Below are 15,823 nucleotides of genomic sequence, written 5' to 3'. Positions count from 1 at the left end.
CCTATATCATACCACGATAGTCAAAAAAACTGCACTTTTGATGTCTTTCTGGCTCTCTTTACTTACTTCACATTTCAAAAAAATAAAAGCAGCGAGACGAAAAATAGGCGTCCGACATATCTTCGGACAAGCCTAATCTTCTCTCCACGCTGCTATAAATTATCAATTTGGCGTTCCTAGAGAATCACCTTGTTCTGCGACGTCAACTATAACAACGGAGAGGGCTTTACTCAGATCTCGTTCAAACGGTACGACTTTCTCTCCTTCAGGACCCGTAATCACACGTACGGTGGGTCTATGAGGCGTACTTGGATCTATTTTGACCACAACCCCGCTCTCCCCCGTGCTGAGCTTCACCGTAAGACCCAGCGGATAGATAGCTACGCGATCTCTAAACAACTCTAAATGCTTCTGCTCATACAAAGTACCGGAACCAACATAAAGTGCCTCCACGGCTTGATGTGGCAGCATAGCCTTTTTGTAGACTCTATTGGAAGTCATGGCATCGTAGGAGTCCGCTACACCCAGCCACTTGGCATATTCATGGATTTGGGGTCCAGTTAATCCGCGAGGATATCCTGAACCGTCAATGCGTTCATGATGCTGCAAGGCACAATGTGCTGCGAGCAGAGGGATATTCGGCTCCTCCTTTAGAATCTGAAACCCGATCTCAGTATGAGCCTGCATATGGCGGAATTCTTCATCACTGAGCCTGCCGGGTTTCTGTACGATTTTTATCGGGATTTGTGTCTTTCCAATATCATGCAGCAGTGCACCTAGCCCAATTACTCGAAGTTCTTCTTTACTATACCCGTGAGCAATGCCTAGCACCAAAGTGTACAAGCAGACATTCAGGGAATGGACATATAAGTAGTTATCAGCAGTGTGCATATCCATCAGCATGATCATCGGATCTTCTTGTAAAGACATATCGTCTAAAATGTTGTCCATGATCCTAGAAAATTTTTTGTCCAAATGATATAGACCCTTAGTAATTCCTGAATTCCCGGACATTTGCTGAAATTGATTACGAATCACCTTTAGGGCTTGATTGCGCGTCTCATCCTGGAGTATACCAGTAATCACAATATCGTCCGTGACAGAATCCTCTATGTAGATATAGCCGATATCAATTCTAGCGAGACGCTTGATCAATGCATCCGTAAGCTCCACCCCGTCCGCGAGTAGAGTTAGACCTTCATCATTATATATTTTTTTACCTAATTTCATGCCTGCTTGAAGTTGATTCACGGATACTAAACGCACTAAACTCACTCCTGCCTTTAACGGTAAAATGCTATTCTGTATTGAAATCCTTGGGTCACACGCTTTGTCTATACCGTTTCTTTGGAAATTCAGACAGGTGTACCTTAAAGAAAATCAGATGTGTCCAGGTCTATGCCACGGGCATTAACGCATAATAAACAACCAGAATACAGCAGCAAGAATAAATCGATAAATCGCGAAATGCGTTAATCGAATCTTTTGAATCCATTTCATAAACAAAATGACTACTAAATATGCCACTACAAAGGAAATCAGAAATCCAATTACAAAATAACCAATCGTCTCACTTGTGAAGTTTTTATACGAATCGAGCAGTTCATACCCGGAAGCCGCACACATAATAGGAATCGCTATGAGGAAGGAAAAATCCGCAGAAGCCTTATAGCTGACTCCGCTTAACATCCCCCCAGAAATTGTAGACCCGGAACGGGAGAAGCCCGGCCAAAGTACCGAGATAATCTGATACAATCCAATCGCCAGCGCCTGTCCATAAGACAAATCATCCAGTTCGTGGGCAGTAATACGTATTTTGCGTCTGTTCACCCATTCTGCAACAATCATTAGAATCCCTCCGGCGACAAGCGCCCAGAGTACAGTCGAAGCTCCAAAGAGGCTTTTGATAAAGTCGCGGGCAAAAAATGCCACAGCAAGTGCTGGGGCAATTCCAAGAATCACATGAATTAAGTTCAGACGGGCTGCCGGCATAACGCCTCCCCTGCCTGAACTACTACGTCCAATCCCTAGCAAATTGAGCACTCGCTTGCGGTAAACAAGTGCAATCGCCAAAATCGCCCCTAGTTGAATTACAATTTCATAAGTCTTCATAATCGAATCTTGCTCAGCGAAACCTAATAGCTTCGTAGTCAAGATCATGTGTCCGGTCGAAGATACAGGAATAAATTCTGTGATCCCTTCGACAATTGCTAAAATAATAGCTGTAATCGTGTCCATAACGTCCTCCTATTTTTGGGAATCTAGCACTGTTAAATGGAGTCTATAAGTGTAGATTATGAGCTGTCGGCCTTATTCAGACTTAGCCTCCCAGCGAGTGAGCATGCATTCATCGAGACTGTTTGGACGCTGTAACTCCATCCTTAAGAGATCGCGCAAAAAATGAGGCAATAGAAACAACGCATCCTTCCCATTCGCGATCGTCTCATAGCCGGCTCTGAAAGTAAACATGTCTAGCGTACCAACATTATACTCTCTTTCATCCTCCAGCGGGTTTCCTTCGACAAAAACTGCAACACTCTTATCATACGGTATCATCCGTGGGTCGTACAAGATTTTTAATCCATCTACTGCCAAACTGCCCAGATGATTCCCTCGGAATCCGTACCCGTAAATGACCTTATTATAAAACTCCTCTGTAAGACTCTGTTCCAAAGCTGTGCGAATATCTATACCCTTCAGCTTAATGATGCAAGTATTGATGGGAGAAGGACATAGTGCGTGCAGCATCCCAGTCGTAACCTCGCCTTCCGGCAATGGTCCTAGTAACTGACCCGTGTTGACTAATGACAGACTAGTTCCTGTAAATCTACGTACAGCTTGTGCCAAAAGATTGCCAAAGGGAGACTCTCCCCGCAAGCTCAAAGGAAGCTCACGGTCAGTAATCGCAGCGGTCGTCTGAAGAGATTCTTGGCCATGCTTCAAATGAATAGCCACTGCAGGACCTATAACCTCCTCCTTCAGAAGGGGGTCAATAGGAATACATTCACCCAGCACTAATCTGAAATCAGACTGAGGATCTAGTCGCTCAAATTGAAGACGCCCGAGATACCGACCGAATTTCCCGGCACCGCATACAGCAGTCCCATTAATCATAATAGGCTCCTCTAACAGATGATGCGTATGTCCACCAAGAATGGCATGAATGCCCTCTAGCCGCTCTGCCAACATTTTATCCGTAGGAAGTCCAAGATGAGATAGAACGATTAATATATCCACCTGTGGTGCTAAAAGTAGGCATTGTTCCCGGAGCGCTGTCTCAGGATCTAAAGCATCCCAGCCCAAAAGGGAATAGAACGAAGTAAATGCCGCTGTTGCTCCGGTCACACCTATTCTAATTCCATCCTTCTCCAAGATCGCATGACGCTGCATCCAGCTTGGTGGCTCCCCAGTCGAAGACTCCACAAAATTACAGCATACTACCGGACACTGTAACCCGGAAAAAATGGATGACAACATCTCCTGAGAGAACGTAAGTCCCTCATTATTGCCAATGGTTACAGCATCATATCCTGTTAAGTTTAATACGTCGATGTTAGCCTGACCCATAGTGCCTTCTGTCTCGACAGCTGCACGATCCATATGATCACCAATATCCAGCAGCAGTACAGGCTCTTCTCCCGCTGCAGCCCTTTGTGCGGCGATTTCCGCTGCCACCGGACTTACCATCTCAAAATGGCTATGTATATCATTGGTATGAAGTATGGTCAGTCTTTGCGGCACATGCCCCATAAGCTACATTCCCCCTACCCTAGAGCTGCTCTTTAATGAAGCAGTCGGTGCGTGATCTTACAGAGCCTAGCATAACATTTTCAGACACATTATGGTATATTGAAGACATCAGAACATACATCAGAGGAGAATAAAAATGCATATTACTATCCGACTATTCGCGGGTCTGGCTGAGACCATCGGCTCTTCTTCTCTGTCCTTCCAAACGACTGAGATTCCCTTAACAGCCGGCAAGCTAAAGGAGCTTCTATCCGTCTCTTATCCGGCTGCAGCATCCCAAATTGAGGCTTCTTTAATTGCCATTGACCGGGAATATGCTCCTGATGATTCTATCATCACAGCGTCTTCCGAAGTCGCACTTATTCCTCCAGTTTCCGGGGGTGAGAACGGCACTATATATGAAACTACTACTGATGGTCTCTATATCATAACGGACCAGCCTTTAAATGCGGAGAAGCTTCTAGATGCCGTTCTTGACGTCAATCACGGTGCATCCTTATTATTTATCGGTACGACACGTGAAATGACCGGAGAACAACGGACAACTGCACTTCATTATGATGCCTATATCCCTATGGCCTTAAGTAAGCTGGAGGAGATTGGCATAGAGGTCAAGAACCGCTGGAACGCAAACTGCGCCATATCTCACCGCATTGGGCTTGTAGGTTTAAAGGAAGCAAGTGTTATCATTGCCGTCTCCACCCCCCATCGCGATACCTGCTACGAAGCCAGTCGCTTTGCCATTGAACGATTGAAACAGACGGTTCCCGTTTGGAAAAAAGACATTAATGAATCGGGCCAACATTGGGTGGACTCTGATCAAAAAGCTAACGATACAATCCACAAATAATCTTTTCTCCTTTTTGATTGAAAAATCTGAACTTTGTTGATATTCTGGATAAAATCGGATAAAAGGTGGCATAGGCATTGAGAGTACACGTCTCGGATCTAAAACCTGGTAATCACCTTAACGCGGACGCGTATAGTTCTAGGGGTTTACATGTATTACCAAAGGGATCACTGCTCCAAATAAATGATATCGCCAAGCTGATGCAGCTTGGAGTTGATTATGTTGATATCGAGACGTTAGAAGAAGAGGTATCCCCCCTCAGCAGACCTTCAATCATTCAGACGGTGACCACTAGTTTTGATACTATGATTGACGGCTTCGAGTCTCTTTATATGGAAGCGTTATTAAAAGGAAGCTTCAACCAATCCGTGGTAAACGACATTCTTCAGCCTTCGCTTCAAACTTTGGACAAGCATAAAGATGTAGTGTCCCTCCTGCTTTTGCTAGATCGTGAAGATAACTATACCTACAATCACTCCCTTCAGGTAGGCATGCTCTCTTATTATATTGCGATATGGCTTGGTTATTCCAAACAAGAATGTTATGAAATTGGTCGTGCAGGTTATTTGATTGATATTGGAAAATGCCGAATTTCACCCTCCCTGTTGAATAAACCAGGCAAGCTAACACCAGATGAGTTCGAGGAAATCAAACTACATACTAAGTACGGCTACGAAATCATACGTAATTCCATGGACGATTCTTACACAGCTTTGGCTGCTCTCCAGCATCATGAGCGTGAGGACGGCTCTGGCTACCCGAGCAGTCTAACCAAAACCGATATTCATCCTTATGCACAAATTGCAGCTGTAGCTGATATCTATAGTGCGATGACTTCTAAACGAGTCTATCAGTCGAAGCAAGAGCTGATTTCCGTCCTGCGTGAAATAAACAATCTAAGTTTCGGTAAACTGAACGCTAAAACCGTTCAAGCCTTTATCCAGCATCTAATGCCTAACTTCATCGGCAAGCGTGTGTTGCTGAACACAGGTGATATTGGCGTAATTATTATGAACAATCTGGTCGATATTTTCCGTCCACTGGTACAGGTTGACGGAATGTTCGTGGATTTATCCCGTGAGCGTAACGTTGCGATTGTAGAGATTTACATGGACTAGGGTGCTTCATTCTTCCTCAAAGCTATCTTTTAATCCATGATCCCCCATTTTTTCGGGGGATTTTTTCTGTTGTATTTTTTGCAATTAAAAATAAGAAATTCTTTAGAAACACATTTTTCTGATACTGTTGCACAAAGTGCAGCAGATATTATTTGGTGAGCGGGAGAAATGTTTTCTACTGTAGATACTGCAATGGATGATTGAATTACAATTTACTTGGCTAGACTAATATGTGGCTTAACTATTTCCAGGAGGTAAAAGAGTATGCTTCCAGTCCATGAACGTCTTGCCGAGCTCTTCACTCTAAGTCGTCTACGCCAGCTTACAGCCTCCGAAGAAACGGAACAACAGCAATGCCTTCAGGTGAATGCCACTTACTGTTGGGAGATGGCCCGACTACAGAATGAAATACTGTTAGCAGAACAAACAACGGATACACATTGGCATCAGGATATTTGTGCCCAAATGTTTGAGCTACGTGTAACGGGTAGGTTGCCCAATCGCCCGAAATAATTGAATCTACGATATATAAAACAGCCCATTCCTCATTTGCTTTCGCAAAGGGAATGGGCTGTTGTTCTGAGCTATAGGAAGCGGAATTGCGCTTCTATCAAGCCGTTATACACACCATCACGTGACGTCAGTTCTCGGTGGGTTCCTTCTTCTTTGATTTCACCGTGATCCAGAACGACGATTTTATCCGCATGGCGGATGGTAGATAGTCTATGGGCTACGATAAAGGAGGTCCGGCCCTGAAGTAAGATTTTGAGTGCCTCCTGAATCTTAAGCTCCGTCTCTGTATCGATACTGGCTGTAGCTTCATCAAGGATCAGAATCCTTGGATTCGCCAATAGTGCGCGGGCAAAGGAGAGCAGCTGACGCTGTCCCATGGACAAGGCGCTGCCGCGTTCTTCTACCTCAGTCTCATATCCTCCTGGAAGCTTCATAATAAAGTCATGGGCATCTACTGCTTTTGCAGCATTTTCCACTTCTTCATCGGTAGCATCCAGTCGACCAAACCGGATATTATCGCGAATCGTTCCTGAGAAAATAAAGGTATCCTGCAGCACGATTCCGATCTGCCTTCTCAGACTGTCCAGTGTGACTTCACGGATATCTTCACCGTCAATCGTAATTCGTCCGCTCTTAATATCATAGAACCGGCCAATCAGGTTAATAATCGTACTTTTCCCTGAGCCAGTATGACCCACAAGCGCGATCGATTGCCCCGCTTTTACATCCAGATCGATGCCTTTTAAAGCCGCACGACCTTTTTCATATTCAAAGACAACCTTATTAAAGTTAATATCTCCACGAATCGTGTTTAATGGCTTAGCCCCTGGATTATCTTGAACCGAAGGCTGCTCATCCAAGTATTCAAAGATCCGTTCCGAGGAAGCCATCGCTACAAGCAACTGATTATACATCTGCCCCAAACGGTTAATCGGGTCCCAGAAGTTGCTGACATAAGAGCTGAATGCGACCAGCATACCGACTGTTAGTTCACCGGATTGGATCAGATAAGCTCCTAACCAAAAGAGGATCATCGTTCCAAAACCACCAGTGATCTCGATCATCGGCCCGAAAGCTTGGTTCATCGCAGATGCTTTATTCCAGGACTTTTTGCTGTCTGTATTCATAAAATCGAAATAATTCATATTTTCACGTTCTTGCGTATAAGCCTGTGTGACTCTGATCCCCTGAATCGATTCATTCAAGTGAGAATTAATTCTGGAGTTCTTCATCCGCACATCCTGCCAAGCGATCCGAATCTTCTGACGCAGCTTAGTAGAAATAAAGAACATGATCGGAACCGTAACCATTACTGCAAGACCAAGTTTCCAGTTGATCAATAACAGAATTATGGTAATTCCAAGAAGCTGCACACAGTCAATCATTAGATTGACTACCCCGTTCGTGAACAAATCCTGCAGTGAGTTGATATCATTCGTCACACGGACTAATACCGAGCCAGCTGGACGTTTATCGAAGAAGTTAAAAGAGAGCTTCTGGATATGCTTGAACAAATCAGAACGCAAGTCATAAATGACTCTTTGTCCAATGATGTTCGTGTACTTAATTCGGTATACACCTGCAATCCATTGAATGAGATATAAGACAATCACACCTGCCGTAAGCGAATAAAGAAGTGTTAAGCTGGGATTCCCAACCTTAGGTGCTATGGCACGGTCGATAGCTAAACTTGTCAAGAAAGGAACGGTCAGCTTCGTAATGGTTCCCAGAATCATCATGATAGAAACCAGTGGAAGCATCTGTTTGGCGTAAGGCTTCATATAGCTGAATAGTCTGGTGAACTGCTTCCAGTCAAACGCTTTGTCGATAACATCATCATCTTTATACACGAAACGTTCATCAAGTGTCTGCTGCTCGGCTGCTTTACGCTTTGCTCCCGTAGCGGTGTTCTGTTTGGCTTCAAGTTTCATATGCCTCACTCCTCCCCTCTTCCGGTAGCTCTGGCCAGATAGTCAGCATATTGTATCCGGTATACATCTTGGTATGGACCCGGAACTTCAATTAGCTCTTGATGGGTACCACGCTGCTGAACACGACCTTCATTCATGACAATGATTTGGTCAGCATGTCGCAAGGAGGATATCCGATGGGCGATAATAAGTGTTGTACGCCCATTCATGACCTCTTGGAAACCAGCTTGAATCTCATGCTCTGTTTCCATATCGACGGCACTAGTTGCATCATCGAGAATAAGAATACGCGGATTCTTAAGCAATGCTCTTGCGATGGCAATCCGCTGCTTCTGTCCACCAGAGAGCCCCATTCCGCGTTCGCCCACTACAGTGTCATAACCGTCTTCCATCTCCATAATGAAATCATGCGCCTTAGCCAACTGCGCAGCACGGATAATCTCTTCCATGCTTACATTTTTCAAGCCATAAGAAATATTGTTGCGGATGGACGAGGAGAACAGGAACGTTTCCTGGAATACAGTGGCAATCTGTGACCGCAGGCTGCGCACATTGTATTCTCTAATATCAATGCCATCCAGCGTAATACTACCTTCATTAACATCATAAGCACGCATCATCAGTTGAGTAATTGTAGATTTACCTGAACCTGTGCCTCCAAGAAATCCAATAATTTCACCTGATTTAGCTTCAAAATGAATATCAGTAACCGCAGGCAATTTGTTCCCATATGCAAATGTCACGTGATTAAAGGCAACATCCCCCTTAACCTCTGAAGATACCAGTTCACGAGCATTCTCTTTATCCTTCACATCAATATTCTGGTTAAGTACTTCTAATACACGTTCTCCCGATGCCTTGGACTGTGTATAGTTATTAATATGGAATCCAAGACCCCACATCGGTCCAATGATATACCAAATCAAGCTGAAAAAGGCAACCAGTTCTCCTAGTGACATTTTCCCCTTGATAACTAACGTCCCGCCAACTCCAAGCAGAATAGCTGCACTGATTGAAGCTAAAAACTCCATCGCCGGGAAAAACTTACTCCAGAGCTCTGCCGCAAAAATCTGATTATTCTTATAACGTTCATTACGGTGTGAGAATTTCTCTACCTCGTGAGCCTCTCTGGCAAACGATTTAACCGTACGCACACCGGTAATATTCTCTTGTACAGCCGTTGTCAGAGAACTGAGCGCAAGACGCATCTCTTGAAAGGCTGGGTGAATCTTCGATTCAAATTTTAATGCTATAAACGCCAGAATTGGCATCGTAATCAGAGTTACTAAGGTTAGCTGCCAATTGAGCGAAAACATCATAATTGAACCAAAAAACACCATAAAAAACACATTGAGCAGCTGAGCAAAACCAAAACCGATAAAGTTCCGGATCGCTTCCAAATCCCCGGTCAGCCGGGACATCAGATCTCCTGTTTTCGCGGTATCATAATAACGGAAAGATAGAAATTGCAATTTCTCATAACAAGCGTTACGTAGCCGGTATGCTAGAAAATTACCTAACCGTCCTCCAAAAAAACCATGTGCAAATTGCAGACATGCTTTTACAATTACTACCGCTAACACACTAAGGGCTAACACGGGTACCTCATCAAACTTTAGGGGTACAATTACATCATCGATCAGTCTTCTTAACAAATTGGGGGTAATTAGCCCCACTGCAGTTGCGGCGGCCAAGCATACAATCGAAAGAATTAAATAGTGCAGCTTCTCTCGGTAATAGCCTCGCAGTTGCCTGAGAACATCCATATCTCTCCTCCTTAGAGCTTTACGTAGTAAAGCTGTTTTTTTAGCGCTTACAATTTTAGTGACTTTAAGCAGTGTATCATCCCTAATTTAAAGCGGCAAAGGGTAGATTTGATCGTTTATCCTGTTATTTCGGAAAAAAGCCCCATATATAGGTGATAAACGACCATCATTGTCTTAAAATACTCGAGTTTCCTCCTTAATGCTGTTGAATTAAGAAAGATCATGATCCTTGTCAAGATCAGGTCCCTCAAAGAAAGCCTTTATCAGGTTTTTTACATAAAATTCGGATTAAATCCTATCGATAGAAAAATTCCCTCCGATTCCCAAATGAACCAGTCTTGTTGGATTAAATACAAATGACCTACAAGAAGGACACTCTTTTTCAAAGTGTTTAACTTGTAGGTCACATTTGGGCGCCCCTGCAGTAACTATTCTATTGGAAAATAAAGATCCATGTATTCCGAACCGTTGATCTCCAGTTTCTCTTCCAGCCAGAAGCGTTCCTGATCACAAGAGGTTTTGTAGCCTCTGCTGTTTACCCATCCGGCAAGCTTTTTCCATCCTAGCGGAATACGCTCAAAAGGGTCAATCATCGGCTCGGTAATCCGCAGGATTGCATATTTACAGTCCTCAACATCTTTAAATTTAAGCCCCGATTCAAGGTGATAAGGCTTTTCTTCTACAACCACCCAATATTCGTAGCCCCGTAGCCCTTCCTCTTGATCCTCATCACTAACAGGAATATCAAAACCAAATTGTCTTGCATCTGTCTTAATTCCAGACTTCTTAGCCCATTCAGTGACAAAGTTAATGACCTCATCTTCAGGATTATCACTGACCCTTACCCCACTCACTACCTTCATTGCGCCCAAGCTGCCTATCGTAACGTCACTTAAATAGTCCACTTTAATTCCTCCGCGTAATTGGTTTATTTGTTCATTTAGCAGCGGTTTTGGTGGCAAGGCATATCTTACATTTCTGCAACTACTGGGTACTTGACCGAACTCCTGCTGAAAGGCTCTACTAAATGATCTCTCTGAGCTATAGCCGTAGTCCAGCGCAATGTCCAGAATTCTTCTGCCATTAATGACATCAACCATCGCATAACCCAACCGTCTCCTGCGAACATATTCCATTAGAGTGACATCAAGGTGGATACCAAAGATCCGATGAAAATGAAATTTGGAGAACCCTGACCGCTGCGCACATTCCTCAATGGAAATCGGACCTTTTAGATTTTCTTCGATGTAATCAATAGTTTCCTGCAAACATTCTAGATAACCCAGCTTCTTCACTTCCTCGTTGCAACGATTGATTTTATTATAATGTTAACCTCCGTCCAGGACAGGACATTTCTTGCTGCTTCCATAAGCTTACTGTTCATTGACTAAATTTTGACACAAAAAAAATACGTATCCGAGTGACTTGAGCATAAAAGACTCAAGACCACTGCGAATACGTATTTGATATTAACTATTAGAGTGAAGCCGATACCCCTTGATAAATAAGGTTAACCGATACTTCCTTCCATTTCGAATTTGATTAAGCGGTTCATTTCGACCGCATATTCCATCGGCAGTTCTTTCGTGAACGGCTCGATGAAGCCCATAACGATCATTTGAGTTGCTTCAGCTTCTGTGAGGCCGCGACTCATCAAGTAGAACAGCTGCTCCTCAGAAACTTTAGACACGGTCGCTTCGTGCTCAAGCACGATGTTATCGTTCATAATTTCATTGTAAGGAATAGTATCCGAAGTGGATTCGTTATCCAAAATGAGCGTATCACATTTGATGTTCGATTTCGCACCTTCTGCCTGACGGCCGAAGGAAGCAAGACCACGATAAGTTACTTTACCGCCGTGCTTACTGATCGATTTCGAGACAATAGTGGATGTTGTGTCTGGAGCCAGATGGATCATCTTGGCACCTGCATCCTGATGCTGGTTTTTACCCGCTACCGCAATGGACAGTACTGAACCTTTAGCGCCACGGCCTTTAAGAACCACCGCAGGGTATTTCATAGTCAGCTTGGAACCGATGTTGCCATCGACCCATTCCATCGTAGCATTCTCTTCTGCAACCGCACGTTTAGTAACGAGGTTGTAGATATTTGGAGCCCAGTTCTGGATTGTAGTATAACGAACGCGAGCGTTCTTCATACACAGGATTTCAACAACTGCACTATGCAGGGAGTTCGTGCTGTAGATTGGAGCTGTACATCCTTCTACATAATGCACAAAGCTGTCTTCGTCCGCTAAGATCAAAGTACGCTCAAATTGTCCCATGTTCTCGGAGTTAATACGGAAGTAAGCCTGCAAAGGAACCTCGCATTTCACACCCTTAGGAACATAGATGAAGCTTCCGCCTGACCAAACGGCACTGTTAAGTGCAGCAAACTTGTTGTCAGCAGGTGGAATGATCGTTCCGAAGAACTTCTTGAACAATTCCGGATGTTCACGAAGTGCAGTGTCGGTATCTGTAAAAATTACCCCTTGATCTTCAAGGCTCTTCTGCATGCTGTGGTATACAACCTCAGATTCATATTGTGCCGAGACACCAGCGAGGAATTTTTGTTCCGCTTCTGGGATACCCAGTTTATCAAAGGTTTCTTTAATTTCAGAAGGTACTTCTTCCCAAGTCTTTCCTTGCTTCTCGGAAGGTCTTACATAATACTGGATATCATCGAAATCGAGATCATCCAAGTTGCCGCCCCATTTTGGCATCGGCATTTTGTAAAATTGCTCTAGAGATTTTAAGCGGAAGTCAAGCATCCACTGTGGTTCATTTTTGATTGCTGAAATTTCTTTAACAATTTCGGCCGTCAAACCTTTACCAGACTGGAATATCGACTTATGCTCATCACGGAACCCGTACTGGTATTCTTCCATATCAGGCGCTTTCTTAGCCATGGTGTCAGCCTCCTTGTTCTACTGTTATTTATGATGCTCTTCTTCGTCAATTCCTTTACGAAGCGCGTTCCAAGCCAGTGTAGCGCATTTGATCCGCGCAGGGAATTTATTCACACCCGATAGGGCTTCAATATCTTCATAATCTCCAAAATCCACGTCTTCACCCTTCATCAGTAAGGAGAAGTTATCGGCTAGTTCAAGTGCACGTTCAACCGTCTGTCCTTTGATCGCTTCAGTCATCATCGAAGCCGACGACATACTGATCGAACAACCTTCACCGTTATAACGGGCATCTTTTACAATTCCATCTTCTACCTTAAGCTGAAGTGTAATACGGTCACCACAAGTTGGGTTATTCAGTTCAATTTTCAGAGCATCATCTTCAAATGAACCACGATTCCGAGGACTTTTATAATGATCCATAATTACGCGTCTGTACAAGTCATCCAAGTTCATAGCCGAAGTACTCCTTTGTCTTGATTAAAGCGTCCACCAGTCGATCTACATCCTGCTCTGTATTATACAGGTAAAAGCTCGCCCGTGCTGTAGAGCTAGCTTCCAGCCAGCGCATCAGCGGCTGACAGCAGTGATGGCCAGCACGGATGGCAATGCCCTCCGCATCTAACACTGTAGCGACATCATGCGGGTGAACGTCACCCAGATTAAAAGTGACAACGCCAACTTCACGACTCATGGGACCATAAATGGTCAAGCCATCAATTTCAGATAGACGCTGCTCTGCGTATGCTGCAAGCTTCTTCTCATGGCTGTGAATCTCATCCATACCGATTTCCTGTAAGAAATCTACGGCTGCACCTAATCCAACAGCACCAGCAATGATCGGTGTACCTCCCTCAAACTTCCAAGGGAGTTCTTTCCATGTCGATTCATAGAGACCTACATCATCAATCATTTCGCCACCAAACTCAACAGGCTCCATGGCTTCGAGTAGTGCTCTTTTGCCGTACAAAGCTCCAATTCCAGTCGGTGCTAGCATTTTATGTCCGGAAAGTGCATAGAAATCACAATCCAGATCTTGCATATCGACCTTCATATGAGGCGTGCTCTGTGCACCGTCTACGACAATGACCGCACCGTGACGATGAGCAATAGCCGCAAGCTCTTTAATCGGATGTGTAACTCCCATAACGTTAGATACATAAGCGATAGCAACGATCTTGGTTTTATCCGTAATCGTCTTCTCAGCATCTTCAAGTGTAATCGTTCCGTCGGGCTGCAACGGTATATATTTTAATGTAGCACCTGTCTTCTTAGCTAGCTGCTGCCAAGGAATCAAATTACTGTGATGTTCCATCAGAGTGATGACAATTTCGTCGCCTTCACCCACTGCAGATGGCCCGTAAGAAGAGGCTACAAGATTTAGAGCAGTGGTCGTACCGCGCGTAAAGATAATTTCTTTAGTGCTGCGGGCGTTAATAAACTTAGCTAGCTTCTCCCGGGCTCCCTCGTAGGCATCTGTTGCACGGCTGCCTAGAGTATGAACGCCACGGTGAACGTTGGCGTTATCCCACTCATAATACGACTTGACCGCCTCAATCACTTGGCGAGGCTTCTGTGAAGTAGCGGCACTGTCTAGATAGACTAGTGGATGCCCGTTCACATTTTGGTTCAGTATGGGAAATTGCTCCCGGATGGCGTTGCTAATCATTGACCTAACTTCCTTTCCACAAGAGATTGGAGCTGATTGCGCAGTCCCTCTAGTGGAATTTGCGACACAACAGGAGCCAAGAAGCCATAGATGATCAGAGTTTCTGCATCATGCCGTGTAATTCCGCGGGACATCAGGTAAAAGACTTGCTCGTGATTGACCTGTCCTACGGAAGCGGCATGGCCTGCTGTAACATCATCTTCATCAATCAGCAGGATCGGATTGGCGTCACCACGGGCTTTTGGACTCAGCATCAATACTTTCTCCGTTTGCTGACCGTCGGCTCTTGTAGCACCTTTCTCGATCTTGGTAATTCCGTTAATGATAGAAGTAGCATTATCACGCATAACCGCACGAGTGATCATGTCACTTGGGGTATTTTTGCCGAAATGCTGAGCTTGAGTAGTGTAATTCAGTTTCTGTGATCCCGTACCTACAGCAATTACTTTAGCATCCGAGCTAGAGCCATTGCCTTTGAGAACAGACTTGGTATCACTTGCTGTATCACCATAGTTCATCTCACCAACAATCCATTCGATGGTTCCGTCATTCTCAACAACAGCTCGGCGGTAAGTTACATCTGTTGTATCTACGCCCAACTGGTGTACTGTAGCATAACGAACTTTAGCACCTGCACCCACGAATACTTCTACAGCACCATTGTGCAATCCAGCTTCCTCTTTATCCGACACGTAGTTGTCTACGTATGTCAGGGAACTGTTAGTATCCGCTACAATCAGAATGTGAGGAACAAATGAAGCTTCCGCATCATCTGTTAAGAGCACCGCCTGAAGTGGAGTTTCAACCACTACATTCTTAGGAACATAGAGGAATACTCCACCGTTCCACAATGCTGCATGAAGCGCAGCGATAGAATGCTCGTCAGGCTGAATTGCCTTATGCAAGTAACGTTGTACCAAATCTCCGTGCTCTTTTACAGCCGTTTGCAAATCGGTAAAAATAACACCTTGTGCTGCAAGCTCAGGAGCCAGTCGTGTATATACTGCACCAGAGTTACGTTGAATAATCAGACTGCCTTCTTCCTGATCCTTAATCAAGGAAGAAATGGAAGCAGGTGCATCCTTCAGTGAAACAATAGGTTCGCTTGCTTTGTAGCTACCATAATTGTTCACGTTCCAACGATCAATCCGTGTCTTCTCTAATTTAGGCAGTGTCAGAGTAGCTGCCAGTTCAAGTGCTTTCAAGCGGCTTTCTTTCAGCCAACCCGGTTCGCCGCTACTATGCGATAATTCGCTCAAGCGCTCGGCATCCACCGGAAGAATGGTCTGTGTCGTCATAAGTGTTCTCCTCCTTCCTG

General features: G+C 44.4%; 13 protein-coding genes. 3 read left to right on the top strand and 10 right to left on the bottom strand.

Features of this window, described 5'->3' with window-relative positions:
- Nucleotides 1-162: 162 nt before the first annotated feature.
- The 3 genes from ACN6MV_RS09275 to ACN6MV_RS09265 all read right to left on the bottom strand — a co-directional run bounded on the left by ACN6MV_RS09275 (nt 163) and on the right by ACN6MV_RS09265 (nt 3,750).
- On the bottom strand, nt 163-1,266 hold the full coding sequence (locus ACN6MV_RS09275; RefSeq protein ID WP_341111621.1) for an HD-GYP domain-containing protein: 1,104 nt from the start codon (nt 1,264-1,266) through the stop codon (nt 163-165).
- Between the two features lie 144 nt (nt 1,267-1,410).
- On the bottom strand, nt 1,411-2,238 hold the full coding sequence (locus ACN6MV_RS09270; RefSeq protein WP_042125875.1) for an undecaprenyl-diphosphate phosphatase: 828 nt from the start codon (nt 2,236-2,238) through the stop codon (nt 1,411-1,413).
- A gap of 72 nt (nt 2,239-2,310) precedes the next feature.
- A complete protein-coding gene (locus ACN6MV_RS09265; protein ID WP_375102416.1) occupies nt 2,311-3,750 on the bottom strand; it encodes a bifunctional metallophosphatase/5'-nucleotidase in 1,440 nt (479 codons plus the stop codon).
- A gap of 136 nt (nt 3,751-3,886) precedes the next feature.
- Here ACN6MV_RS09265 and ACN6MV_RS09260 point away from each other — a divergent pair, with 136 nt between their 5' ends.
- From ACN6MV_RS09260 to ACN6MV_RS09250, 3 genes are all read left to right on the top strand, one after another.
- A complete protein-coding gene (locus ACN6MV_RS09260; RefSeq protein ID WP_419886209.1) occupies nt 3,887-4,600 on the top strand; it encodes a molybdenum cofactor biosynthesis protein in 714 nt (237 codons plus the stop codon).
- A 77-nt stretch (nt 4,601-4,677) separates the two neighbouring features.
- Entirely contained in the window at nt 4,678-5,718 is a 1,041-nt protein-coding gene (locus tag ACN6MV_RS09255) for an HD-GYP domain-containing protein (protein WP_419886208.1), read from the top strand.
- A 264-nt stretch (nt 5,719-5,982) separates the two neighbouring features.
- Complete coding sequence (locus ACN6MV_RS09250; RefSeq protein ID WP_419886207.1) at nt 5,983-6,231, top strand: DUF7667 family protein; 249 nt, start codon at nt 5,983-5,985, stop codon at nt 6,229-6,231.
- A 71-nt stretch (nt 6,232-6,302) separates the two neighbouring features.
- Here the strand turns inward: ACN6MV_RS09250 and ACN6MV_RS09245 are convergent, their stop codons facing one another.
- The 7 genes from ACN6MV_RS09245 to sufD form a co-directional block, all read right to left on the bottom strand.
- Nucleotides 6,303-8,162, bottom strand: coding sequence for an ABC transporter ATP-binding protein (locus tag ACN6MV_RS09245; protein ID WP_375102414.1), 1,860 nt, complete (start codon nt 8,160-8,162; stop codon nt 6,303-6,305).
- 5 nt (nt 8,163-8,167) lie between these two features.
- Nucleotides 8,168-9,928, bottom strand: a complete 1,761-nt coding sequence (locus ACN6MV_RS09240) for an ABC transporter ATP-binding protein (RefSeq protein WP_042125863.1) — start codon at nt 9,926-9,928, stop codon at nt 8,168-8,170.
- A 428-nt stretch (nt 9,929-10,356) separates the two neighbouring features.
- Nucleotides 10,357-11,223 carry a helix-turn-helix domain-containing protein gene (locus ACN6MV_RS09235; protein WP_231574103.1) on the bottom strand — a complete coding sequence of 289 codons (867 nt, stop codon included), beginning with the start codon at nt 11,221-11,223 and terminating at the stop codon, nt 10,357-10,359.
- Nucleotides 11,224-11,438: 215 nt separating this feature from the next.
- Nucleotides 11,439-12,836 carry a Fe-S cluster assembly protein SufB gene (gene sufB / locus ACN6MV_RS09230; RefSeq protein WP_042125862.1) on the bottom strand — a complete coding sequence of 466 codons (1,398 nt, stop codon included), beginning with the start codon at nt 12,834-12,836 and terminating at the stop codon, nt 11,439-11,441.
- Between the two features lie 24 nt (nt 12,837-12,860).
- Nucleotides 12,861-13,292 carry a Fe-S cluster assembly sulfur transfer protein SufU gene (sufU, locus tag ACN6MV_RS09225; protein WP_419886206.1) on the bottom strand — a complete coding sequence of 144 codons (432 nt, stop codon included), beginning with the start codon at nt 13,290-13,292 and terminating at the stop codon, nt 12,861-12,863.
- Complete coding sequence (locus ACN6MV_RS09220; protein WP_042125858.1) at nt 13,279-14,505, bottom strand: cysteine desulfurase; 1,227 nt, start codon at nt 14,503-14,505, stop codon at nt 13,279-13,281. The genes sufU and ACN6MV_RS09220 overlap by 14 nt, the downstream gene beginning before the upstream one ends.
- A complete protein-coding gene (gene sufD, locus ACN6MV_RS09215) occupies nt 14,502-15,803 on the bottom strand; it encodes a Fe-S cluster assembly protein SufD (protein ID WP_419886205.1) in 1,302 nt (433 codons plus the stop codon). Before sufD ends, ACN6MV_RS09220 begins: the two co-directional genes overlap by 4 nt.
- Between the last annotated feature and the right edge of the window lie 20 nt (nt 15,804-15,823).

The organism is Paenibacillus sp. B-A-8 (genome assembly GCF_048572915.1).
In the GTDB taxonomy this organism is placed as follows: Bacteria; Bacillota; Bacilli; order Paenibacillales; family Paenibacillaceae; genus Paenibacillus_AQ.
Note: the sequence above shows the minus strand (reverse complement) of the source record. Positions and strands in the feature narration are given on the sequence as shown.

Bases quoted from the DNA above. Each gene is read 5' to 3' on its own strand.
- ACN6MV_RS09270 (WP_042125875.1), bottom strand. From the start codon at position 2,238: ATGGACACGATTACAGCTATTATTTTAGCAATTGTCGAAGGGATCACA.
- ACN6MV_RS09265 (WP_375102416.1), bottom strand. From the start codon at position 3,750: ATGGGGCATGTGCCGCAAAGACTGACCATACTTCATACCAATGATATA.
- ACN6MV_RS09260 (WP_419886209.1), top strand. From the start codon at position 3,887: ATGCATATTACTATCCGACTATTCGCGGGTCTGGCTGAGACCATCGGC.
- ACN6MV_RS09250 (WP_419886207.1), top strand. From the start codon at position 5,983: ATGCTTCCAGTCCATGAACGTCTTGCCGAGCTCTTCACTCTAAGTCGT.
- ACN6MV_RS09245 (WP_375102414.1), bottom strand. From the start codon at position 8,162: ATGAAACTTGAAGCCAAACAGAACACCGCTACGGGAGCAAAGCGTAAA.
- ACN6MV_RS09240 (WP_042125863.1), bottom strand. From the start codon at position 9,928: ATGGATGTTCTCAGGCAACTGCGAGGCTATTACCGAGAGAAGCTGCAC.
- sufB (WP_042125862.1), bottom strand. From the start codon at position 12,836: ATGGCTAAGAAAGCGCCTGATATGGAAGAATACCAGTACGGGTTCCGT.
- sufU (WP_419886206.1), bottom strand. From the start codon at position 13,292: ATGAACTTGGATGACTTGTACAGACGCGTAATTATGGATCATTATAAA.
- ACN6MV_RS09220 (WP_042125858.1), bottom strand. From the start codon at position 14,505: ATGATTAGCAACGCCATCCGGGAGCAATTTCCCATACTGAACCAAAAT.
- sufD (WP_419886205.1), bottom strand. From the start codon at position 15,803: ATGACGACACAGACCATTCTTCCGGTGGATGCCGAGCGCTTGAGCGAA.